Origin of the sequence: Chitinophaga sp., from assembly GCF_019236475.1 — a bacterium.
In the GTDB taxonomy this organism is placed as follows: Bacteria; Bacteroidota; Bacteroidia; order Chitinophagales; family Chitinophagaceae; genus Chitinophaga.
On record NZ_JAFAIX010000007.1, the window covers coordinates 15,239 to 37,743 of the forward strand.

Below are 22,505 nucleotides of genomic sequence, written 5' to 3' on the forward strand. Positions count from 1 at the left end.
TATGTCAACGTGTATGAAAAACATTTCTCTTCTCTTATAATTTTTTAACGCTGAACAACCGCCCCAGGGCGTAATGGCTTCATTGAAGACAGGGGAGGATTATTGATTTAATTTTCTACTAATGAAAAAGAAAAAAATCTCTCTGGAGAAAAAGCTGTCGCTGAACAAATTGACAGTGGCATCCCTCAGCAAACCACAACAACATGCATTGGCCGGTGGTATCAACACCGATTATTGCAACACCTATGATCCACAAGTAACTTGTGAATCCCACCCAAGACCGGGATACGTTTGCTACTAAGCATTGCCGCTGCCTTTTAAAGGCCGTTAACCCGTCCTTTGACAGCAAGATCCCTAAAAATTTAACCCGATAACCCTTTAACTCCGTTTAGTTATGAAAAAGAAAACAATCTCCCTGGAGAAAAAACTCACCCTCAACAAAGAAACAGTTGCTTTCCTGAATGATTCTCAGAAAAATTCACTTGCAGGTGGTTTGCCTACTACTACCGTGTTGCCTACCAGACTTTGTGGCACCTTGGTGGATACTTGCTCAACCATTCCTCCAGGCCAAATGCTCTGCATCGCTTGCTAATATTTAATCTGATCATCAAATATTCAGTTTAGCTATGAAAAAGAAAACACTCTCTCTGGAGAAAAAGCTCACGCTTAACAAAGAAGCCGTGGCATTACTGACGGTATCGCAACAACAAGGTATTGCTGGTGGTCTTCCTACCACTACTGTAATGTCCAGGCTGAATTGCGTTACCTGGCAGGATACCTGTGAAACTATCCCTGTAGGTGGCGCCAGTTGTGTACTTTGTTAATTCATTAACCCATCATTTCGTTTTGCTATGAAGAAGAAAAAACTGTCCCTCGACAAAAAGCTCACGCTCAATAAAGAAGCTGTAGCTTTTCTGAATGCTTCTCAGAAGGAAGCCGTTGCCGGTGGTATTCCTCCACTGACATTCAAGATTACTTGTATTACTTCTCAGGATACCTGTGAGACGGTCCCTCCAATGCAACCGGAATGCATATACTGCTAATCGTTTAATTATTATTCCCTCGGACAGAGAGCCATAACTGTGAGTGCGTCGCAGTTACAGGATTTTTATGTCCATAATGTACCTCAATCATGAAGAAGAAAAAAGTATCTCTGGAGAAAAAGCTTACACTTAATAAGGAGGCGATAGCATCATTGAATGCAGCACAGCAGGACGTAATCGCTGGTGGTAATGCTTTCTATACAAGACAATTCACTTGTACGGTTACCTACCAGGAGACTTGTCAAACAATCCCTCCTGGAGAGATGGATTGCGTGATATGCTAATCTGGTAATTCTTTGTTTTTCTCACCGGATAGAGCGTCATAACTGCGTGTGCGTCGTAGTTACAGGATTTTATGTCCATTATACATCTCAATCATGAAAAAGAAAAAAATATCTCTGGAGAAAAAGCTTATGCTTAACAAAGAAGCAGTAGCCGTATTAAATGGTGCACAGCAGCACGTTATCGCTGGTGGTGCAATCATAACAAGAGTAACTGCAACCTGCGATGTTACCCGCGATGCTACCTGCGAAACCTTTCGTTATACAGAAGATATGTGCATCTTGTGCTAAGCTGGTAATTCATTGTATAGCAGCAATTACTGCTAATCTGATAAAACCCTTTTTTTCCTCATCGGACAGCTCACCATTACGGCGTGTATGTCCATAACCCACATCAATTATGAAAAAGAAACATGTAAATCTGAGCAAAAAACTGTTGCTGAAAAAAGAAGCAGTAGTTGTGTTGAACCCTCAACAACAGTCTAAACTGGCTGGTGGTCAACCTCTCACCTGGTTTAGCACTTGCTGTGTAGAAACCATTGAAGTTACCTGCGTAGATAATACCAAGTGTTAATCCATTGGTTACAGCAATTACCAAATCTGAACATCCTGTAAATCACATTAGCAGGAATTTCTAACACCTGTAAATTTTACAATTATGAAAAAGAAAAAAATTGAACTCAGTAAAAAATTAGTGCTGAGCAAAGAAACAATTGCACAGTTAAATGCTGACCAACAGCATCAACTGATGGGAGGTATGGTTTCCGTACGCTGTACTGATGATACCCTGCAGATTTCTTCCTGCGTAGCTTCAAGCCCTGCTCCAGGTCGTCCTTGCTGCCAAATCCCTTGATAGCACTGATACCTGTCATCACGGGGCAGTGATAGGGCTGCCCCGTACTATTCCAATTGGGAAAGCACCGCTTTCCCAATTGTTTCATCAGACGCCAACTTATGAATATGATTGATACACATCTGCGCAATATCTACGACGACCTGGTTGAACTCCTGGAAAAGGAGGATTATAAACCTGCACATGCCAATAGTCTTTTTAAGGGTCCATGGGGCGCATTGTTATTCCTGTTCTACTATGAACAGTTTGAAGCACCGGAAGAAGATAAAGCAGCGGCTTTGCTGGAGAAAGTTTATCAGCGCTACACTCCGGAAGAAGATACAAATTTCTCCTTCTGTAATGGCCATACCGGCCCATTCTGGCTGTTAGATCACCTGAACAGACACGAGTTCCTGGATATGGATATCGACTACATCATCAATGATTTTATCGGGGAAACTATTCTGCAAAGCAAATATCATCTCGATTGGAAAAATTATGATTTCCTGCATGGTAGTATCGGTATCTGTCATTTCCTGATATCATGGGCTAACAGATTAGATGTCCAGGAGCACCTGGAATACTTTGTGAATGCCCTTTGGGAAATAGGTCGGGAAACACCGAAGGGAAGGAGTCTGCCTATTTTCTTTTCCTATGAGAAAACAGATGCCGAATATCAAGATGCTTTCAGTTTGGCCCATGGTAGCTGTGCCGCTATGATCGTTGTCGCTAAAATTTACCAAGCGGGCATTGCAAAAGAAGCATGTGAGAAATTGGTACATGCTACTATCGATTTTGTTCTTCAACATAAACTGCCGGTAACAGATACTTCCATGACCGGTATGTATCCATCTATACTCGATGGTAAATATTCCAGTTATAATAGTCGACTAGCCTGGTGTTACGGAGACCTGAATGTGGCCTGGATGCTCTGGTATTGCGGGAAAACATTTGGCCAAGAACACTGGAAAAATGAAGCCCTGAATATTATGCGCTACAGCGTTCGACGAGATACCAATGAAACTGCCGGTGTAGTAGATAACTGTCTATGCCACGGTACCAGCGGAATTGCAGCCTTCTATCGCAAGTTCTGGTTTGAAACAAAAGAACAACTGTTCCTCGATACCGCGAACCACTGGTATCGCAAAGCAGTGGAGAATATTTCTTTCGATGAGCAGAAAGCGCAACATGGTATTAAGGTGTGGCTGGGAAAAGATAAACAGTGGGACTATTGCTGGGACCTGCTGGATGGCGGCGCTGGCGTTGGACTGGCAGTGCTTTCTCTTAAACACAATACACCCTTACATTGGGATGAATGTTTTTTGTTGTCCTGATTTTTATTCGTAAACATTTTCAAAGGAATGGCCATGGCATTGACGCATACAGGATTGTTTCTTTTAAGAAGTCCACTCTATCCGCTGAATTTTTATACAGCAGTGTTGGAAAAAACACTGCCTGAACTAGCAACTGAATACCCTGAATTTCTATATGCGTTGCACATCGCTTCTGGAGAGCTCCTGAAAGAACTGGACCGTTACCTTGCAGAACCAACTGCATTCCAGGAGAAAAAACTGGAGAAACTTCGTAAAGCCATGTACAAATATTGGGTGAGAGCCTGCACTCGCAGTACGCCCTATGGCCTTTTCGCGGGCTGTACCACTGGAACGGTGGCAGATAGTACCTCCTGGACCATCGATCAGCAGGGGAGTCGCCAACATGTACGATTGGATATGGACTATTTCACCAAAATTACCCATCATATCCAGGAGTTGCCCACCGTAAAACAGCAACTGCGATATTTCCCCAATAACAGTATCTATAAAAGTGGCCAGAAATACCGCTATGCGGAGTATTCCATTGTACATAACCGCCGTAAATATTTGCTGACTGCTGTAACAACATCTGCATTTCTAGACCAAATCCTAGTGCAATCCGCCACTGGTAGTACCATTGCTCAACTAGTGGATGTAATCCGCGCTATTGATCCCAGCATTGATCCAAACGATGCCCAAGATTTTGTGTCAGAATTAATTCAATCACAATTGCTGATCGCCGAAACTGAGCCCAGAATCACGGAAACCGATAACCTCCGTAAACTGACCGCGCGCCTTTTATCCATTGAAGACCTCCATACTTTAAGAGAAACCTTAATGCTGCTGAGTAATCTCTTCCAGCAGCAAGACTTTGACAGGAATCGACTGCGACAAATAGAAGAAACCTGTACCACCAATTTTCCGCTGGAAATGCCGAAAGATCTGCTACAGGTGGATCTTTTCAGAAATGGTAACTGTACCATCAGTGAACAATTAATGAACAATATCCTTACCCAGGTGCAAGAGCTGAGCGCCCTTTGCCTGGGATATGGTAAAAGCCCGTCTTCCGACCTGAATGGTTTTATGGACCGCTTCCGGGAAAGGTACGAGGCTGCTGAAGTGCCCTTAAACCTAGTACTGGACAGTGAAGCCGGTATTGGTTACGGTATTGCTACCGGTAACGTACATACGCCGTTTGTGGAAGATATAGACACGGCAGGTAGTGCCATGCAGACAACCGTTATTTGGTCTGCCATGCAACAACTCTGCTTGGAGAAGTATGAACAGTTCCTGCGTACGGGCGGTAGCGTAGAGGTTACAGGCGCTGATCTAAAGAGTATGGGAGACCCCGCCCAAGTCAATATGGCTGCCAGTTGCTATATGTTTGGCATGCTGTACGCCGCATCTGGAGCGGCTGCGGATAATGGCGATTACCGCTTTGCATTGCAGTCTGTAGGAGGCCCTTCTGCGGCCAACCTGGTCGGGCGCTTCTGTAGCGGTGATCCCGAACTGGGAATTAAAATGAAAGCCATCCTGGACCAGGAGGCTGCCACCATTCCAGATGCTATTTTCGCGGAGGTGATCCATTTTCCGGAAGCAAGAGCCGCCAATGTATTGATACGTCCCGTATTGCGGGATTACGAAATCCCTTACATCGGGATATCCGGCGTGCCGGAAGCGCAACAGATCCCAGTATCGGACCTGATGGTAGCCGTAAAAGGAAATGAAGTGATCCTGCGCAGCAAACGGCTGAATAAACGCATTATACCGCGACTCAGCTCTGCCCACAACTACAGTAATAACAGTCTTCCTATATATAAATTCCTCTGCGATCTGCAACATCAGTCGCAAGTATCCCACATCTCCTGGGATTGGGGCATCCTGGCTAATCGCCCGCACCTGCCAAGAGTAACCTACAAACAATTGATTGTATGCCGGGAAGCCTGGATGATCTTGAAAAAGGAAATAGAACAGGTACCAGATACCGTGGCAGATAGGCAGCAATTTATTAGTACCTATATGCAGCAGCATCAACTGCCTGAACAGGTGTTAATGGTAGAAGCAGATAATGAACTGCTGCTGGACTTGCGTCAGGCAATGGTAGTAGATATGCTATTCGACCAAATCAAGAAAGCAGGCCATGTGCGCCTGAAGGAATTCATCCATGATGCCAACGCTGGTATGTTGCGTGATACTAACGGTAACGTATATGCCCATGAGATGTTGGTACCAGTTGTATTCACTCCTGCAAAAGCGCCGCAAGCGGCCATGGTGCAAGCTCCTACTGAAATACCATTAGAACGTAATTTTGCACCGGGAGGAGAGTGGCTGTACCTGAAAATATATTGTGGATACCGCATTGCAGAAGAATTGCTCTCTGGTTACTTTGCGGAGCATATCCCTCAATGGCAGGAGGATGGCCTTTTTGAACAATGCTTTTTCCTGCGCTATGCAGATCCGCAGCCGCATATACGTATACGTTTTCTCAATAAAGCGCATCCTGCAGCCAACGATTATCTCCTGCATCAAATAGAACAGGCTTTACAGCCGTATATCGCTGCTGGCCAGGTGCAGAAGATAGTTTGCGATACCTATATCCGGGAGATAGAAAGATATGGAGACACGATCTTGGCCAGTGAAGCAATTTTTCACCGCGACAGTCTGGCTGTACTGGAAATCATCAGTATGCTAGAAGGCGCGGAAGGAGAGGTATATCGCTGGAAACTCGCCCTGAGAGGCATGGACATGCTGTTGAATGATTTCGGGTTTGATCTTGGCAATAAACGAAAATTGCTAGGGGTAATGCGTGCGCAATTTATTGAGGAGTTTGGCGGTGGTAATCTGCTGAATAAACCCTTGAATGATAAATACCGCAAGCACCAACAGGAAATCATGTCATTTATGAATCCTGCGGATGATGAACAAAATGATATCGTGGAAGCCATTGCTTGTTATACCGCCCGTAGTATAGGTACTGTAGATGCCGTTGCGCAGATACGGGAGCGCTGGAATGGCACAGAAAAATATGGCAGTGTAATAGCTAGTCATATTCATATGTTCATCAATCGGTTGTTTGTGGGCAAGCAACGTAAGCATGAATTGATATTGTATCATTTCTTGGAAAAATATTATATCTCTCAACTGGCGATGGAGGCGGCCTCAAAATAATGGGATTCGCATTTTATAAGCAATTGGATGCCATGGATTGTGGCCCTACCTGCCTACGGATGGTGGCCAAGCACTATGGACGGAGTTATTCGCTAGAATACCTGCGCCAACAGGCCAGTATTACCCGTGAAGGGGTTAGCTTGTTGGGCATTAGTGAAGCCGCAGAGAAAATTGGTTTGCATACCAATGCCGTGCGTATCAGCTTTGAACAGTTGGATGAACAGGTAGATCTACCTTGTATCCTACATTGGAACCAGCAGCACTTTGTAGTTTTACCCCCGCAGAACTACAACCGGCATGCCAAGCATCAACAGATCCTAATTGCAGATCCGGGTCATGGCATGGTGAAAGTAGATAAGGAAACTTTCCTGAATTGCTGGCAGGGGAAGAGCAATACCGGTGTGGTGCTAATGTTGGAACCTACGGATGCCTTTTACACCCGGGAAAAGCAAGAGAAGGTGAAGACAGGGTTTCGTTTCCTGGCAAGCTATTTACGGCCTTACAGGAAATATATTGCGCAGTTATTTCTGAGTATACTCTTGGCAAGTGTGCTGTCGTTGACCCTGCCTTTCCTAACACAAAGCCTGGTGGATTACGGTATTAACCGGCAAGATACCAGTTTCGTATACCTAGTACTGTTATCCCAGTTGCTGTTGTTTGCCGGATCTACGGCCATAGAAATGATTCGTAGCTGGATTTTGCTGCACATGAATTCCAGGGTTAATATCAATATTATCTCCGATTTCTTGGTGAAATTGATGAAACTCCCCATCCGTTATTTTGATACCAAAATGATCGGAGATATTCATCAGCGCATCGGAGATCATACCCGTATTCAAAACTTCCTGACAGGGACTACCTTGTCTACCTTATTTTCTTTTCTCAACTTGATTGTATTCACGGCTGTGCTGGCCGTATACAGTCTGAAAATTCTGGCGGTATTTGTACTCTTCAGTGCCGCCGCTATTTTTTGGATTTTTTTCTTTCTCAAACGTAGAAAAGCGCTGGATTATAAAAAGTTCCAGGGAATGAGTGAGAATGAGAATGTGTTGATTGAAATGATTACAGGCATGCAGGAGATAAAACTGAACAACTGTGAAACTTCTCGCAGATGGGAATGGGAGCGAGTGCAGGCGGGACTGTTCAAACTCAATGTCCAGAATTTGGCGTTGGGGCAGTATCAACAGGTGGGTTCAGTATTCTTTCATCAGTTAAAAAATATCTTGATTTCTTTTATTACTGCCAGAGAGGTGATGAATGGCCATTTGACCTTGGGTATGATGTTGTCTGTCAGTTATATCATTGGGCAGATGAATAGTCCGCTAGACCAATTACTCACTTTTGTGCAATCGGCGCAGGATGCTAAAATCAGTTTGGACCGCCTAGGGGAAATTCACAATCGACCGGAGGAGGAGCAGGAAGGGCATCGTGTACTAGCGCCTACAGGGAAAGGTTTTGGCGATATTCGGTTGGAAGGAGTGTCGTTTCAGTACGGGGGCAGGCAGTCTCCCTATATCTTACAAGATATTAATCTAGTCATCCCAGAAGGTAAAGTGACTGCTATTGTTGGCGCCAGTGGAAGTGGTAAAACCACTTTGATGAAAATGTTGTTGCAATTTTATCCGCCGGGAACAGGCACCGTGATGGTAGGGGATACAGATATGCAGGAGCTCTCGCCAAAGTGGTGGCGACATCAATGTGGTAGCGTTATGCAAGACGGTTTTATTTTTTCCGGTACCATTGCCAAAAATATTTCCATCAGCGATGAACATCCGGATAATGATAAACTGATAGAAGCCGTGTCCACTGCGAATATCCGGGAGTTCATTGAAGAGCTACCATTAGGTTACCAGACGAAACTGGGTAATACTGGCAATGGTATCAGCGCTGGCCAGAAGCAGCGCATACAAATTGCCCGCGCCGTTTACAAGAATCCTGCTTACTTGTTTTTTGATGAAGCCACCAGTGCATTGGATTCTAGTAATGAACGGATTATAATGGAAAACCTAGAACGCTTTTTTCAAGGCAGAACCGTAGTGGTGGTGGCACATCGCCTGAGTACCGTGAAGCATGCCGACCAGATTGTGGTATTGGAGAAAGGCCGTATAGTAGAAGTGGGCACACATGCGGAATTGAGCGCGAAGAAAGGGAATTACTTTTCATTGGTTAAAAATCAACTGGAGCTAGGAGGATAAATTATGGCCGACTTACAACAACATAGCATCGCAGTAAAAAGTAATGGTATACATCCATCGCTGGAAGAGCTGCGTAGTGAACCAGTGCAGGAAATTATGGGGAAAATGCCCTCCTGGATCGTACGGCGGGGTATTTTTATGATGGCTATCCTAGTGGCCGGATTGTTTATCGGTGCTTGGTCTTTTAGTTATCCCGATTTGGTGATGGGGAGAGTGCGGATAAGCACCGAGAGCGGGCTATCGGCAGCTACTGTTACTATTCCAGCTACCGCCATCTGGAAAATACATCCCGGACAACCTGTGCTCATTCGTTTGGATGCCTACCCCTATGAACAGTTTGGGCTGTTACAAGGGCATGTAATCACCACAGAGCAGCCAAAGGCAGATACAGGTTTTCTAGTGCATATTCAACTGGATCATGCCCTGCAAACGACTGCTGGCAAGTCCATTCCTGCAGTAGCGCAATTGGATGGCAGTGCGGAAATCGAAACAGAAAAATTGAATTTATTACAACGCATCTTCGGAAAACTAATATTATAATTCCCCTGCGCAGCAATCAGGGAAGAAAAAATAAAGCAAGAGACAGTATTGTTTCCAGGCTATCGTCTCTGCGCAGTGGTCAGAGAAGACAAAATAAAGCAGAAGGCAATATCATTTCCAGCCATTCGTCCCTGCCCAACGGGCAGGGACGACGAAAAAATGAAGTGAGGGAATTGACGTCGCAGACGTCAATTCCCTCACTTCATTTTCAATTACTTCGTATATCCGCCAAGGATAGTTAAACTTATCAAGATAAATAACAATACTGCAACCTACCAGACAAATAAATTTGCTATTTTTAGCATCCTATAAACTGTATTCATGAACGAGGAGAAAGAAAAAAACTCATTCGGCATTCTCAAAAGTCTGAAGAAACTGATTTTTGAAGATGAACCTGCAGCAGCAGATCCGGCTCCAAACGCTGCCCCTGTTGCGCCTGCCGCCCCTGAGGTAAAAGTGCCTGCTGCATATCCGCAGACACCTCCGCCGCTGCCCATCACAGCATCCCCGGCTACGGATGTAAAACAGATGAAAATCAAGGTTTTGGAGATGCTAGAAAAGTTGAACGAGCCTGGAGTGGATTTCTTCGAAGTCTGGAATGCTGCTGCTGAAATGGGAACTGTAGATGCCAATACCCTCAAAGCCGCTTTTACTTCCCTGAAATACGTAGATAAAACCCTCACGAAGGAGAAATTAACGGCAACGGGTAAACGCTATGCAGATGCATTGCAGGAAACAATTGCTCGCGAAACTGCGGCAAAGCAACAGCAAAAGCAATCCGTAGAACAGCAGCAGGTAAAGGAAAAAGAAAGCCTGGCAGCGGAAATTCAGGAATTGGAACGAAAATTGAATGAACTGCGCCAACAGTTAGATAGTAAACAAAAAGACCTACGAGAAATTAACAGTAAGTATGAACCACAGCTTCGTGATATCGACAATAAAATCGCTATTGGCAATAGCGCTGTAGCGGAAGTAATAGCCGATATCCGGAAGGCCCTCGACCTTATTGATAGCAACATAATTTAATAGTCCCTATGGTACAACAACAGCAGCAGGTAAACATTCCTGCCGAGTTAAAAAGTCAACTCCCCATCTTCCAAGTACTGGGAGATCATTTGCCCGCTCAAATGCAGACGCCTGAAGCAAAGAAAACAATGTCTAATATTTTCTTTTGGGCATTGATTCTGGGAGGTGCATTTGCATTCTTCAAATACCTGCCGGTATTATTGGAGTATGCACAGAAAAGTATTCTGCTAGTCATCTTTAGTATTATCCTGATCGTATTGTTGATGCTGGCTCCTAGGATTATCGCGGTGTTACACCGACTGGGAACGGTATTATTGTTTAAAAGCGAAAAAGCGATTATCCGTAATAATCCTATTGAATCCTTGCAGTTGCTGTCAAAAGATGCAAGAGATACGCTCAAAAGGGTAAAAGATAAAATTGCCAATGTGGATGGTGTTCGTATAGACATGATCCAGAGTGGTGAATCTTCACAGAAAACAGCAGAGGAGAAATACGGTTTAGCGAAACGTTTCACGCAGGAAGCTGCTAGTCTGGAAGAGAAAAGCAAAGCGGAATCCGCTAATAACAACATCGAGAAATCCAATGCCCTGGCCCGTGATGCGAAAGAAACCCGTACCAAAGCTTTCCTGCTAGGTAAAGAAGGAGAGGCGGAAGAGCAGAATGCCAGAAGCTATGCCCAATATGCGAACCAGTTTGCGAAAGTCCTGGAAGTATTGAAAGATAACGAAAGCGCTGCACGCATTTATGTGAGTACACTGGATAGCAGTATTTCCATCATTGCGAAAAAACTGGAAGCTACCCAGAAAATGAAAAATGCAACGGATGGCCTGGCGGAAGTATTCAACATCAAAGATGGCTGGGTATTCCAAGAAGCGATGAATGCCGCTACTGGCGCTATCAGCCAGAATATTGCCTCAATCAGATCCAACCTCGATTTCCTGGATCAGAACAATAATATCACGGTGGGTGGCGCTCCTTCTCAAAGCGAACTGGAAGAGTTTATCCGCAAAGTGGATGATCGTAACCTGAAAATGCTGAACGTCAGCAAAATGGCCGACTCCTATTATGACCTGAAACCAGAAGAGAAAGTAGATAAAGGCTTCTCTATCCTTGATTAATTCGTAAACAACCCAAAAGCACAATACACAAATGGAAGAAAAATCAACCTGGGCCAAATTGCGTTGGCCGATTAAAGTGTTCATCATTGCTATACCTATCATCGGTATTGGTTACTGGGCATCTGAATCCGGAAAGCTGGGCGGTAGCGGTAGTAAGTCTGACGAACCTAAAACGGAAGAACAACAAACTGCGCCTGTAGCCGGTAAAGAAAGTAAAAAAACGAAATCTCCTGCTGGCAAAACTGCTGAAAAGCGCACTTTTAACTATACCCCTGAGAAACCAGTAGATGGTGAAATGAAAGGTGTGGTGGAAGTGGGTGCTTCCGGTTTCAACTCTTTCGTGATCAACTACGACAAAGAAAAACGTTGGGAGATTGTTTCCAAAGATTTCGGTAAATCCTTCGTATATGAAGGAATGGCCACCACCGCAGATATCCGCCAAGGTCTGAAAGACTATATCGGCGCTATGTTTGATAAAGGTGTGAAATCCCGCAACGTTCACTTTGTGATCAGTTCTGGTGCACAGAAAGAACCTAAAACAGCTACTATTGTTGCTGAGCTGAAGAAAATGGGTTATATCGTAAACTTGGTAACTGCAGAGCAGGAGGGTAAATACGCCCTGAAGGCTGTACTGCCTCCAACTTACAATGAAAATTCATTTGTAGTGGATATCGGTTCCGGCAATACGAAAATTTCTTGGATGGAAGGTAATACCATTAAATCCCTGGAAGGCCCTGGCGCTAAATATTACGAGAAAGACATGAAGGATGATGCCGTGTATGCTTCTATCAAAGCATTGGCAGAGAAAATCCCTGCTAGCAAACGTGAAATCTGCTTCATCATTGGTGGTGTACCTTTCGAACTGGCGAAAGAAGTGCGTGATGGCGAAGAGCGCTATACCGTGTTGAATGAGCCGGGTCAGTATAAAACGGACAAGGTAAAAATCAAAAGTGGTCTGAATATCTACAAGGCTATCAAGGATGTTACCAACTGTGATACGTTTGTATTCGACTGGGATGCGAACTTCACCATTGGCTTCTTGCTTTCTATGAAATTGTAACAGATAATACGTTATAAAAAAGGGCGTCTCAAAATTAAATGAGACGCCCTTTTTATTTATTGAATAGTGATCAACTTGGTTGTAAATATTGAGCATATGCATAGCCTTCAACACCATCGTCGGTACGAATCAGCCACCATTGGTCATTCATTTTACTTACCAGTGAAACAACTTCACCATGAGCTGCTTTCCCAACAATTGGTTGATCAGTTCCTGGTCCTTTACGAACATTGAGATTAGTTGAGTCAGTGACTACTGTCAACTTAGCCCCTTCAACCGCAGTAGCTACCTGGATATCCATTACAACATCGCCGGAAAGAAAATTAGGATCAATCTTTCCATAAATGTTCCAAAGGTTATCTTTAACTTCCCCGCTTGGAGCTGTACCATTAATGTGCAATACGCCATCCTGTTCTGCAACTTGCAGATCCGATACGCCAGATGTATTTGCGGTATCTATCAGCTCTTTGTATTTATCCTGTAATGCCATAAAAGTTTTAATTTAAAATGAATGAACTTATTTTATTTTTAAACCTTTTGCATCCACTTTTTTAGGATGTAATGCATCCAATGCCATTTTCAAAGTTTTCCAACGATCCGCTTTCGCTTCTCCGGTAACGGTTAATACGCCATCGTTTTCTTCTACTTTTACTCCAGGGAAATCTTTCACTATAGCAGCTACTGCCAATTTCAGTGAATCGCCTGCTGTTACTACCGGCGCTGCAGGAGCAGGAGGTGGAGGCGGAGCAACCATTATATTGTTTACAACACTCTTAACATCTTTTACTGCCTTAGCCGCATTTTCAGCAGAAGCCTTTTCTTCTGCAGAGTTAACAGTTCCAGACAATGTTACTACTCCGTCTTTTACTTCAGCCGTAACTCCCGGATTTGCATGAACGGCTGTGCTTACAGTATTCATAATATCGGAGTCTTTCGGTTTGCTTTTACAAGCAACCATAAAAAATAGCCCCATAACCATGGTGGAAGTGAGCAGGTGTCTGAGTTTCATAATCGAACTTTGATTTTAATGATAAAAAAATATCAATTAAGGTAAGTATCTTTTTCCATCCTGCAATCAAACGGCAGTGACTTATTTTTGATTTAACATTGGAAGACGGCATAATGCCAGGCAAACGGTATACTATATACGAGCATATAAACGGTTCTCAGGGGCTTAATTTACTTTTGATACGTCTACTTTTTTGTGTAGTATTTTCAGGTATGGGGAGACGCGAGTCCGGCTATCCAATCTATTTTCCGCTCCATCGCCGCTTTCGTCAATGCCACTGCTTTCGCAAATCTCTCCTCCCAGTTGCCGGTAATTTCTTCGAATGGGATATGGTAATCCTGTAATGTTTGGCGATGGAAGGCATCCAGTTTATCCCTTTCTTCCTGGCTCAGGCGGGTGCCGTCTTGTACAAAAGGTACATCATTATTGAGATACAGATAGATGTCGGCCCGGTTCTTTCGGAATATTTCCGGACTGAGATCCAGTGCTGTTGCAAAGGCGTATCTGCCGTAGGAGATAGTGATATGTACGTCTGTATCGATGATGAGTAGGGGACTGTTACCCCGGGACGCGTCATCAATAATGGTGGCATGTGCGTTGGCAACGAGGTAAAGATCATCTATGGAGAATTCATTGGAATCATCAATCAGATCGCGCCCGGCTTCCAGTACGGCGGTAGCGTGGAAGTGATCGGCCAGTTGTGCCGTGAGGGTAGTTTTACCTGTAGATTCAGTACCAAGGATCACCACTTTTACATTCAGGTCCGGCTTCACGCTGCTTGGGAGAAATTTCCACCATGCCGCAGGATCTTTGCGAATGGCGGTCGCGCTAACGGGCACCTGTATACGTTGCGGATCAAATGGGATATGTTGGATCCCCATGAAGCGGGCGACGTATGCTCCATAAGGTTCGGAAGTAATGAGTAAGGTATGGTCTGGTAGGAGGCGACTAAAAGCTGTTGCCCAGATTTCAGATATTGTTTCGGAAGACACGGAGCTATTGGGTAGCAAGGCTTCCTCGTAATCGAAAATTCGTATATCCAGGTTCGTTATACCGGCAAAGGTTTCATCCATCCAGGATTTACGCATCTTTCCGGGCAACTGTTCCTGGTCGCTGACACAAATCAATACCGTGAGGAAATCACATTGGGTGAGGGCAAACCGTATCATCGCCTCATGCCCTTTATGAAAAGGGAGAAATTTTCCGAACACAAAACCTTTCTTCATCCGTTGAAATTTGGAAATGGCAAGGTACCACCTTTATCCCTGATTAAGGCCAATTTTTCGGAGGAATGGCTGTCTCACTAAAAAAATTAATGGAACATAATACGAATGTGCGGATGTTTTTTGTTTATATATCTCCAAAAACCAACTACCTAATTTTTGATAACACTTTTTAACTTTTTGCTAAAATCTGCAAAATTATTTAGCAGATATTCTATTTATTAACAAAATGTAATAAGTTATGAATATAGATAATATAATTATATTTATTAAATAACAATATTTTGTTATTATTTTATACACGTAAGTACGGTCCATGAAAACTTATGATGTTATTTGAAGAGCCTTATTTTTACATGCCACAATTATTCCGCGCTATGATTCATATAAAAGAGGAGATATGAACATTAATGATGCCGAATTAATCGAACAATTACAGGATAGTCAAGTTGCCGCGTTTGATGAGCTGTATTGGAAATATCACGAGCCGGTATACCGCAATATTTTCAAGTTCGTAAAAGAAGAAACTGTTGCCCAGGATATCTTACAGGAGGTGTTTAGCCGATTGTGGGAGAAGCGGTTTGATCTCAAAACGGATCAACCGGTAAGCGGATGGTTGTTTGTGATCAGTTTCCATCTATCTGTATCGCACATACGAAAAAAGGTGCGGGAGCACGCACTGCACAAAGATCTACTGTCCATGTCCGAAGAAGGAATGGAAGGAGTGGAGAACCTGCAGGTACAAGAAGAACAGTTTAAATTGCTAATGGAGGGTATTGCGCAGTTATCTCCCAGGAAACGCGATATCGTGACCTTGTGTAAACTGGAAGGTAAAACCTATGCGGAAGCTGCTGCTGAACTGAATATCTCCCGCCATACCGTAAAAGAACATCTGTCTATTGCTATGTCCCTATTAAATGAATACATGCAGCGAAATGGTGAACAAAAATATATTCTGTTGTTACTGTTTTTCCTCAATTTCCCTGATGGGAACTGATGTTTATCGTATTAGTAAATAAAATATGTAAACTTTTTTGAAAAAAATCCCGGAAACCACCCCGCCATTTTTTCAAGCCATGCGTATTTAGATTATAAACCGTCACGATAGTGGATAACAGAAAAGCTTATTTGCAGCAACTACTGCATTCAGAAAAATGGTCAATAGCACAATGGAACTGGATCAGGGAATACCTGGAAGGTGCCGATCTTTCTGAATTGCAGGCAGTAGCCGAAGAAGATTTTCGGATGGATTTACAGGAGATGAAATCTACTTTGGATAGGAAACTCTCCAAGCAAATGTTGAAGAATATTCATCGTCGGGCGGGCATTAAGGATAGTTCATTCCAAGGTATATTCCGGATGTATCCCCAGAGAGTGGCCGCAGCGGCAGCATTACTGGTTGTCTGCGTAGCTACTTACTTTTGGATAAAACCTATGGGCTCCAATATGCTGGCCATCAGTGCTGGAGAGGAACGTAAAATGCTGACCTTACCAGATAGTTCTGTGGTACAACTGGAACGTGGCGCTGTACTCCGATATGCGAAAGACTTCGGAAAAACCAGTAGAGAACTGGCGTTACAAGGAGAAGCTTTTTTTGATGTGAAAAATGATGCGGCGCATCCTTTTATCATCAATTCAAAAATAATGAAAACTACCGTGCTGGGTACTGCATTTAATATGGATGTAGACAATGATTCCCTCGCCAGTGTGGTAGTAGTATCAGGAAGTGTACAAGTAGTGGCCGGAAATCCAAATGATACGAAACAGCCAGGCACTGTGCTGACAGCCAACAAAAAACTGGTGTTGAATACTGTTGCCAATGAAATCTATGTTACAGACGGTACGGCCGATGCGCGATTCTATCAACAAAAGAAAGTAGGTGTCTTCCTTTATGAAGAAGAAACTGTAGCCAACATCTTGAATGATCTAGAACGCCTGTATAATCTGTCACTGAAAGCAAGTCCCGATATCTTGCAACAACGGATCAAACTGGATGTTAAAATCGATCAAAGTGTAAGGATTCCGCTGGAGTATTTGGCTGCTGTGTATCAGGCCCGATTGGTAGCACTAGCTGATGGGAAAGGATATATGTTAGAAAGTGGAAATAGCCACTGATAAAACCAAAGTCTAATCGCGTTAACCATGCCATGTATTCAAATCATATTTGAATAGCAGTAGACATTCATTTTTAACGCTGAAAAATATTACCTGTAAAATCACCAAGATTCTGCAGGGTGGGCAATCTTTGCCCCTTACAACAGGTCTTAAACCAATTCTCATCCACCACAAGGATGTATATGTTGTTTGGCTGTATTGTTGTTTAGTAGCTTATTTGAGAATTTATCAACCAGTATTATAAACAAGGACTGATTATGAAAACGATGAACATTTACACTTCCGCCACCGGATAAGACTACCTGTTTTATCTGACTAAAAGTTAACTGCATAGCAGAAGACCCGCTATTGCCCGGTTCTCACAAGGAGCCGGAACGGGAACCTATTACCCTTAAATGTCTATTCAAAACCGAATTATGTTGAAGAAATTCCGACACGTCTTTTACTGCTTGTTGCTGCTGCTGCCGGCCTTGTCGGTGCAGGCTTCCAAGCAGGATTTACTGGATAAAAAAATCTCCATCCAACTACGTGATGTGTTGCTCAAAGATGCATTGGAGAAAATAAGCTCCATTGCTGAAGTATCCTTTGTCTATAGTAGCAGTGATGCGCTGAATGCTAACAAAGTAACACTGAGTGCCAACAATGAGAAAGTAGGTGTGCTGTTGCATAAACTCCTGTCTCCTTATTCCCTTTCCTTTTTCGTCATGTATGATCGCATTGTGATACGGAAGGACAATTCCAGCGCTATCCCTTCTAAATTATCCGGCTCTCTCTGGCAGATACAACCCAGAACAACAGATGTTAAAGGGGTAGTAACAGATGCCAAAAAAGAACCGCTACCCGGCGTAACCATCATCGTGAAAGGCACTTCCCGCGGTACTACCACCGATGCGAAAGGAGAATTCGAACTGAAAAAGATCCCTTCCAATGCGGTATTGTTACTAAACTTCACCGGTTACAAATCGGAAGAAATGCATGCTGCGCAATTTGCGAACGGTACACAATTTATCATCCTGAAAGAAAAACCTACGCACCTACAAGAAGTAGTGGTGACGGGCTTTCAGAGCATCGATAAAAGTAAATTCTCCGGTGCAGCTACTCGCCTAAAAGCAGAAGATGTGAAGATTGACGGGATGACGGATGTGAGTCGCATGCTGGAAGGGCGCGTGGCAGGTGTGGCCATCCAAAACGTTTCCGGCACCTTTGGTACTGCTCCTAAAGTACGTGTACGCGGTGCTACTTCTATCAATGGTGATAACAAACCATTATGGGTGGTAGACGGGGTGGTATTGGAAGATGTGGTAAACATCAGCAACGATCAACTCTCCAGCGGAGACCCAACTACGTTGTTGGGTTCTGCGGTAGCAGGACTGAACTCTAACGATATCGAAAGTTTCGATATCCTGAAAGATGCGGCAGCTACGGCTTTGTACGGCGCCCGCGCCATGAATGGGGTAGTGGTAATCACCACTAAAAAAGGTAAAGCCGGTAGACCTATCATCGCTTATAGCGGCAATTTCAGCACGCAATTGAAACCTCGCTACAGTGATTTTAATATCATGAACTCTGCACAACAAATGTCGGTATTGGCAGAATTGGAAAGAAAAGGAATCCTTACCTCTGATATCCTTTCCAGAGCTGATAATGGTGTGTTCGGGAAATTATACGAAAAACTGAATGCCGATAAAAATGGCAACTTTCCAGTACCGAATACTCCGGCTGCCAGAAAGGCTTTCCTGATGCGCTATGCGAATGCGAATACGGACTGGTTTGGACTGCTCTTTCGCAATAACTTCGTACAGGAACATTCCCTCAGTGTCTCTTCTGGTACGGATCGTTCCCAGTCTTATTTCTCTACCAGTTATTTCAGCGATAACGGCTGGACGCTGGCTGATAAAGTAAGTAGGTACACGCTCAACTACCGCAATACCTATAAACTTTCCGACCGCCTTACGACGAATTTCTCTACCCTAGCTTCTGTGCGCCAGCAGAAAGCGCCCGGCGCCCTGACCCGCAGCAGTAACCCAGTGGAAGGGAAGTATGACCGCGATTTTGATATCAACCCTTTTAGTTATTCTCTCAATACAAGTCGTACCCTGACGGCATACGATGAAAACGGTAACCTGGAATATTTCAGAAGAAACTATGCACCGTTCAATATCATCAATGAACTGAAAAATAATTACATCAATCTGAACTTGATGGACTTGCGCCTCCAGGGCGATTTGCAGTGGAAACTGTCGAGTAAAGTGCGTTATGAATTCACCGGTGCTATGCGCTATGTGAAATCTTCCCGTGAACACCAGATCACGGAGAAATCCAATATGGCAAACGCTTACCGCGCGGCAGATAATGCGACCATCGCGGAGAATAACCGCTTCCTGTACCGCAACCCGGACGATCCGGATGCACAACCAGTGGTGGTATTGCCTTACGGCGGCTTCTATAACCGTACAGAAGACCTGCTCGTAAACTATGATTTCAGAAACGGCCTGAACTACGCCGATACTTTTAATACCAAACATCAGTTGAACGTACTGGTAGGACAACAGGTGAAGGCGGCAGACAGACAAACTGCTAGCAGCACCGGTTATGGCTATCAGTATGATAACGGAGGTGTTCCTTTCGTGGATTACAAGATCCTGAAGCAAACTATCGAGAGCAATTTTCCTTACTACGCTATGGGGCGCGACTATGACCGCTTTGCAGCCTTCTATGCTACCGCTACTTATGCCTATAATCATAAGTACAACGTAACCGTAACGGGCCGTTATGATGGCTCCAACCGCCTAGGTAGCTCTAGCAAAGCGCGCTGGCTGCCAACTTACAGTGGTGCCGCTTCCTGGAATATTGAACAGGAGAAATTCATGCAGTCGTTCCGTAATCTGGACTATCTCACGCTGAGAGCCAGCTACGGCCTCACGGCCAGTATGGGCCCTGCCACCAATTCCAATATTGTGTTTCAGACGGTCAATACGAAAAGGCCGCATCTCACAGAAGTAGAATCTGTTATTCAGTTGGCACACCTGCAAAACGATGACTTGACTTGGGAAAAACTCTATACTACCAATCTCGGGCTGGATGGAGGATTGTACAATGGTCGAATCAACTGGGCCATCGATGCATATACGCGTAAAAGTTTCGATCTGATAAGCAAAATCAAAACCTCCGGTGTTGGAGGTGAACTCTACAAGGCCGCCAACTACGCCGATATGGAATCCAGGGGGTTGGAAATCATGATCGGCGGCGAGCCTGTGAGGAAAAAGAATTTTAGCTGGAGAGCGAATGTCACCTTCGGCTACAATACCAATAAAATCACCAATGCCAAGAATATCCCGGCCATCTTCGACCTCGTAGTGGCGGAAGGCGGTAATATCCAGGGATATCCTGTACGCAGTCTCTTTTCCCTCAAATATGAAGACCTGTCGCATTACAACGGTGTGCCTGAATTTATCAATGAAAAAGGAGACCTGAACAATAACGTGAACCTCCAGGATCTGAGAACAGGTCACCTCGTGTATGAAGGGCCGGTAGATCCTCCGATTACTGGCGGTCTCTCTAACACATTTCGTTATAAAAACCTTTCGCTGAATGTATTCTTGACTTATCAGCAAGGCAATAAGATTAGATTATATCCTGCATTTAAGACCGCTTATTCCGACCTGGATGCTATGCCAAGGGAATTCTATGACAGATGGGAAATGCCAGGAGAAGAAAAGAAAACTTCTGTTCCCTCTATCCTCGATGTATTTGAGCAAAGCCTGATCTGGGGCAGCTATCCATATAACAATTACAACTATTCAACAGAAAGAGTGGCGAAGGGAGATTTCCTGCGCCTGAAAACGGTGTCGCTCACCTACACCTTGCCGTCAGATAAAGCGAAGAAATGGATCGGCTTTAACAGTCTTTCCGTAACCGGCGCAGCTATCAATCCATGGCTGATCTACGCGGATAAAAAACTGCAAGGTCAAGATCCTGAGTTCTTCAACTCCGGTGGGGTGGCACAACCTATTCAGAAACAGTTCACGCTTTCTATTAAAGCTGGTCTTTAAAAATATGCACCATGAAACGAAATCCTACTACGAAATATAACTTCAATCGTCCCAGAAGGCCGCAGGTATTGATTGTCCTGGCCGCTGGTTTGATGCTCACCGCTGCCTGTAAGAAATTCCTGGAACAGCAGCCAGACAGTTCCTGGACCTCCATGGATACGCCTTTGAAGGTATCCAAACTCCTGGGTACAGCTTACCCGCAGTCTAGCTACATCGTGATGTGCGAAGCGAAATCGGACAATGTGGAGGATAAAGCGGTGGGACAGTCAGAAAAACCGAACAGCGACAGCTACCTATTCCGCGATGTAGAATCGATAGAGGAGGATTCTCCAGAAGCCTACTGGGCAGCGGCCTATGCGGCCATCGCTGCTGCCAATCAGGCCCTGAAAGCCTGTGCGGAAACCCCTGACTCGGCCGCTTATACCGCTCAGAAAGGAGAGGCATTGGTAGCGAGGGCTTATGCGCATTTTATGCTGGTAAATCTTTTCTCTCAAACCTATAGTACCGCCACTGCTGGCACTAGTATGGGTATCCCTTACGTGACGGAACCTGAAACGGTAGTGAATAAACAATACCAGCGTAAAACAGTGGCCTACGTGTATGACATGATCGAAAAAGATCTGTTGGCAGGATTACCATTATTGAAAGACGATGCATATACGGTAACGCGCTATCACTTCAACAGAGTAGCAGCAAATGCTTTCGCCAGCCGCTTCTACCTGTTTAAAAAAGATTATCAGAAAGTACTCTACTATGCCAACCAGGCATTTCCTGCCGATCAGTTGGGACTGCATATGCGCTTGTGGAATACCCGTTATAATACGATGTCGCCCGCTCAGATCTGGGATCTCTATTCCAATGTAGCAGAAGATGCCAATCTGCTCATTGTAGAAACGAAATCCTTGATGGGCCGCTATATGGGCCGTTACCGCTACGATCTATCTTTTGCTAAAGAAATGGAGATTATCGGTAGTAATGTAACCGGCGGAAAATTCGCCTATCCGGTATACTACTATGGCAACCAGGATTATTTCGTACCAAAGGCCACAGAGTATTTCGTGAAGAATTCAGTCAACGCCACTATCGGACAGCCCTATACGATGAACGTGCTCTTCACGACAGAAGAAGTATTGTTCAATCGCGCAGAAGCCAATGCATGGCTTGGTAATTACGATGCTGTGCTGAAGGATCTCAATCTCTTCGCCAGCAAACGTATTACCAATTACAACGCGAGTACCCATGCTGTTACCCTGGCTAAAATCCAGAATTTTTACGGCATCACAGATGTACGTCAAGCGTATCTCAAAACGATCCTGGATTTCAAACGCGCAGAATATGTGCAGGAGGGCATGCGCTGGTTCGACCTGTTGCGCTATGATGCGGTCGTTACCCACAACACGTATGATGGCAAAGTATTGCAACTGAAACCAGGAGATGATATGCGGGTATTTCAGCTACCGCAGACGGCCGTCAATAGTGGCCTGGAAATGAACCCCAGGAAATAAATTCTATATCAACCACAATCTAATA

The 22,505-nt window shown here is 44.3% G+C and carries 22 protein-coding genes; 19 read left to right on the forward strand and 3 right to left on the reverse strand.

What is annotated here, in order from left to right:
- The first annotated feature begins 121 nt into the window (after positions 1 to 121).
- From JO154_RS10360 to JO154_RS10430, 15 genes are all read left to right on the forward strand, one after another.
- Complete coding sequence (locus tag JO154_RS10360) at positions 122 to 301, forward strand: class I lanthipeptide (protein WP_291944786.1); 180 nt, start codon at positions 122 to 124, stop codon at positions 299 to 301.
- Between the two features lie 93 nt (positions 302 to 394).
- A complete protein-coding gene (locus tag JO154_RS10365) occupies positions 395 to 592 on the forward strand; it encodes a class I lanthipeptide (protein WP_291944789.1) in 198 nt (65 codons plus the stop codon).
- Between the two features lie 34 nt (positions 593 to 626).
- Complete coding sequence (locus JO154_RS10370) at positions 627 to 824, forward strand: class I lanthipeptide (RefSeq protein ID WP_291944791.1); 198 nt, start codon at positions 627 to 629, stop codon at positions 822 to 824.
- A 27-nt stretch (positions 825 to 851) separates the two neighbouring features.
- Positions 852 to 1,043: a class I lanthipeptide gene (locus JO154_RS10375; RefSeq protein ID WP_291944793.1), complete on the forward strand. Its 192-nt coding sequence runs from the start codon at positions 852 to 854 to the stop codon at positions 1,041 to 1,043.
- Between the two features lie 89 nt (positions 1,044 to 1,132).
- Positions 1,133 to 1,327: a class I lanthipeptide gene (locus JO154_RS10380; RefSeq protein WP_291944794.1), complete on the forward strand. Its 195-nt coding sequence runs from the start codon at positions 1,133 to 1,135 to the stop codon at positions 1,325 to 1,327.
- A gap of 93 nt (positions 1,328 to 1,420) precedes the next feature.
- The gene (locus JO154_RS10385) at positions 1,421 to 1,615 is read left to right on the forward strand and encodes a class I lanthipeptide (protein WP_291944795.1); all 195 of its coding nucleotides are present in this window, start codon (positions 1,421 to 1,423) and stop codon (positions 1,613 to 1,615) included.
- A gap of 109 nt (positions 1,616 to 1,724) precedes the next feature.
- Positions 1,725 to 1,898: a class I lanthipeptide gene (locus JO154_RS10390; RefSeq protein ID WP_291944797.1), complete on the forward strand. Its 174-nt coding sequence runs from the start codon at positions 1,725 to 1,727 to the stop codon at positions 1,896 to 1,898.
- 84 nt (positions 1,899 to 1,982) lie between these two features.
- Complete coding sequence (locus tag JO154_RS10395; RefSeq protein WP_291944800.1) at positions 1,983 to 2,177, forward strand: class I lanthipeptide; 195 nt, start codon at positions 1,983 to 1,985, stop codon at positions 2,175 to 2,177.
- A 107-nt stretch (positions 2,178 to 2,284) separates the two neighbouring features.
- Positions 2,285 to 3,490 carry a lanthionine synthetase LanC family protein gene (locus tag JO154_RS10400; protein ID WP_291944803.1) on the forward strand — a complete coding sequence of 402 codons (1,206 nt, stop codon included), beginning with the start codon at positions 2,285 to 2,287 and terminating at the stop codon, positions 3,488 to 3,490.
- Between the two features lie 33 nt (positions 3,491 to 3,523).
- Positions 3,524 to 6,637, forward strand: coding sequence for a lantibiotic dehydratase (locus JO154_RS10405; RefSeq protein ID WP_291944806.1), 3,114 nt, complete (start codon positions 3,524 to 3,526; stop codon positions 6,635 to 6,637).
- Complete coding sequence (locus JO154_RS10410) at positions 6,637 to 8,832, forward strand: peptidase domain-containing ABC transporter (protein WP_291944809.1); 2,196 nt, start codon at positions 6,637 to 6,639, stop codon at positions 8,830 to 8,832. Before JO154_RS10405 ends, JO154_RS10410 begins: the two co-directional genes overlap by 1 nt.
- Positions 8,833 to 8,835: 3 nt before the next feature.
- Entirely contained in the window at positions 8,836 to 9,372 is a 537-nt protein-coding gene (locus JO154_RS10415) for a hypothetical protein (RefSeq protein ID WP_291944811.1), read from the forward strand.
- A gap of 321 nt (positions 9,373 to 9,693) precedes the next feature.
- The gene (locus JO154_RS10420) at positions 9,694 to 10,398 is read left to right on the forward strand and encodes a hypothetical protein (protein ID WP_291944813.1); all 705 of its coding nucleotides are present in this window, start codon (positions 9,694 to 9,696) and stop codon (positions 10,396 to 10,398) included.
- An 8-nt stretch (positions 10,399 to 10,406) separates the two neighbouring features.
- Positions 10,407 to 11,516: a hypothetical protein gene (locus tag JO154_RS10425; protein WP_291944816.1), complete on the forward strand. Its 1,110-nt coding sequence runs from the start codon at positions 10,407 to 10,409 to the stop codon at positions 11,514 to 11,516.
- A gap of 31 nt (positions 11,517 to 11,547) precedes the next feature.
- Complete coding sequence (locus tag JO154_RS10430) at positions 11,548 to 12,576, forward strand: hypothetical protein (RefSeq protein ID WP_291944819.1); 1,029 nt, start codon at positions 11,548 to 11,550, stop codon at positions 12,574 to 12,576.
- A 70-nt stretch (positions 12,577 to 12,646) separates the two neighbouring features.
- Here JO154_RS10430 and JO154_RS10435 read toward each other — a convergent pair whose 3' ends face one another.
- The 3 genes from JO154_RS10435 to JO154_RS10445 all read right to left on the reverse strand — a co-directional run bounded on the left by JO154_RS10435 (position 12,647) and on the right by JO154_RS10445 (position 14,811).
- Positions 12,647 to 13,066, reverse strand: a complete 420-nt coding sequence (locus tag JO154_RS10435) for an SH3 domain-containing protein (protein ID WP_291944822.1) — start codon at positions 13,064 to 13,066, stop codon at positions 12,647 to 12,649.
- A 27-nt stretch (positions 13,067 to 13,093) separates the two neighbouring features.
- On the reverse strand, positions 13,094 to 13,585 hold the full coding sequence (locus tag JO154_RS10440) for a BON domain-containing protein (protein WP_291944825.1): 492 nt from the start codon (positions 13,583 to 13,585) through the stop codon (positions 13,094 to 13,096).
- 206 nt (positions 13,586 to 13,791) lie between these two features.
- Positions 13,792 to 14,811 (reverse strand): AAA family ATPase, encoded by a 1,020-nt coding sequence (locus JO154_RS10445; RefSeq protein ID WP_291944828.1) that lies wholly within the window; start codon positions 14,809 to 14,811, stop codon positions 13,792 to 13,794.
- Between the two features lie 397 nt (positions 14,812 to 15,208).
- Between JO154_RS10445 and JO154_RS10450 the strand changes: the two genes are divergently transcribed.
- The 4 genes from JO154_RS10450 to JO154_RS10465 all read left to right on the forward strand — a co-directional run bounded on the left by JO154_RS10450 (position 15,209) and on the right by JO154_RS10465 (position 22,480).
- Entirely contained in the window at positions 15,209 to 15,805 is a 597-nt protein-coding gene (locus tag JO154_RS10450) for an RNA polymerase sigma factor (protein ID WP_291944832.1), read from the forward strand.
- Positions 15,806 to 15,915: 110 nt separating this feature from the next.
- Entirely contained in the window at positions 15,916 to 16,923 is a 1,008-nt protein-coding gene (locus tag JO154_RS10455) for a FecR family protein (protein WP_291944835.1), read from the forward strand.
- 416 nt (positions 16,924 to 17,339) lie between these two features.
- The gene (locus JO154_RS10460) at positions 17,340 to 20,975 is read left to right on the forward strand and encodes a SusC/RagA family TonB-linked outer membrane protein (protein ID WP_291944838.1); all 3,636 of its coding nucleotides are present in this window, start codon (positions 17,340 to 17,342) and stop codon (positions 20,973 to 20,975) included.
- A gap of 11 nt (positions 20,976 to 20,986) precedes the next feature.
- Entirely contained in the window at positions 20,987 to 22,480 is a 1,494-nt protein-coding gene (locus JO154_RS10465) for a RagB/SusD family nutrient uptake outer membrane protein (protein WP_291944841.1), read from the forward strand.
- The last annotated feature ends 25 nt before the right edge of the window (positions 22,481 to 22,505 follow it).

Coding starts and splice junctions, on each gene's coding strand:
- JO154_RS10420 (WP_291944813.1), top strand. CDS start 9,694: ATGAACGAGGAGAAAGAAAAAAACTCATTCGGCATTCTCAAAAGTCTG.
- JO154_RS10460 (WP_291944838.1), top strand. CDS start 17,340: ATGTTGAAGAAATTCCGACACGTCTTTTACTGCTTGTTGCTGCTGCTG.
- JO154_RS10400 (WP_291944803.1), top strand. CDS start 2,285: ATGATTGATACACATCTGCGCAATATCTACGACGACCTGGTTGAACTC.
- JO154_RS10410 (WP_291944809.1), top strand. CDS start 6,637: ATGGGATTCGCATTTTATAAGCAATTGGATGCCATGGATTGTGGCCCT.
- JO154_RS10370 (WP_291944791.1), top strand. CDS start 627: ATGAAAAAGAAAACACTCTCTCTGGAGAAAAAGCTCACGCTTAACAAA.
- JO154_RS10435 (WP_291944822.1), bottom strand. CDS start 13,066: ATGGCATTACAGGATAAATACAAAGAGCTGATAGATACCGCAAATACA.
- JO154_RS10375 (WP_291944793.1), top strand. CDS start 852: ATGAAGAAGAAAAAACTGTCCCTCGACAAAAAGCTCACGCTCAATAAA.
- JO154_RS10465 (WP_291944841.1), top strand. CDS start 20,987: ATGAAACGAAATCCTACTACGAAATATAACTTCAATCGTCCCAGAAGG.
- JO154_RS10390 (WP_291944797.1), top strand. CDS start 1,725: ATGAAAAAGAAACATGTAAATCTGAGCAAAAAACTGTTGCTGAAAAAA.
- JO154_RS10405 (WP_291944806.1), top strand. CDS start 3,524: ATGGCATTGACGCATACAGGATTGTTTCTTTTAAGAAGTCCACTCTAT.
- JO154_RS10395 (WP_291944800.1), top strand. CDS start 1,983: ATGAAAAAGAAAAAAATTGAACTCAGTAAAAAATTAGTGCTGAGCAAA.
- JO154_RS10365 (WP_291944789.1), top strand. CDS start 395: ATGAAAAAGAAAACAATCTCCCTGGAGAAAAAACTCACCCTCAACAAA.
- JO154_RS10380 (WP_291944794.1), top strand. CDS start 1,133: ATGAAGAAGAAAAAAGTATCTCTGGAGAAAAAGCTTACACTTAATAAG.
- JO154_RS10440 (WP_291944825.1), bottom strand. CDS start 13,585: ATGAAACTCAGACACCTGCTCACTTCCACCATGGTTATGGGGCTATTT.
- JO154_RS10415 (WP_291944811.1), top strand. CDS start 8,836: ATGGCCGACTTACAACAACATAGCATCGCAGTAAAAAGTAATGGTATA.
- JO154_RS10450 (WP_291944832.1), top strand. CDS start 15,209: ATGAACATTAATGATGCCGAATTAATCGAACAATTACAGGATAGTCAA.
- JO154_RS10360 (WP_291944786.1), top strand. CDS start 122: ATGAAAAAGAAAAAAATCTCTCTGGAGAAAAAGCTGTCGCTGAACAAA.
- JO154_RS10445 (WP_291944828.1), bottom strand. CDS start 14,811: ATGAAGAAAGGTTTTGTGTTCGGAAAATTTCTCCCTTTTCATAAAGGG.
- JO154_RS10430 (WP_291944819.1), top strand. CDS start 11,548: ATGGAAGAAAAATCAACCTGGGCCAAATTGCGTTGGCCGATTAAAGTG.
- JO154_RS10385 (WP_291944795.1), top strand. CDS start 1,421: ATGAAAAAGAAAAAAATATCTCTGGAGAAAAAGCTTATGCTTAACAAA.
- JO154_RS10425 (WP_291944816.1), top strand. CDS start 10,407: ATGGTACAACAACAGCAGCAGGTAAACATTCCTGCCGAGTTAAAAAGT.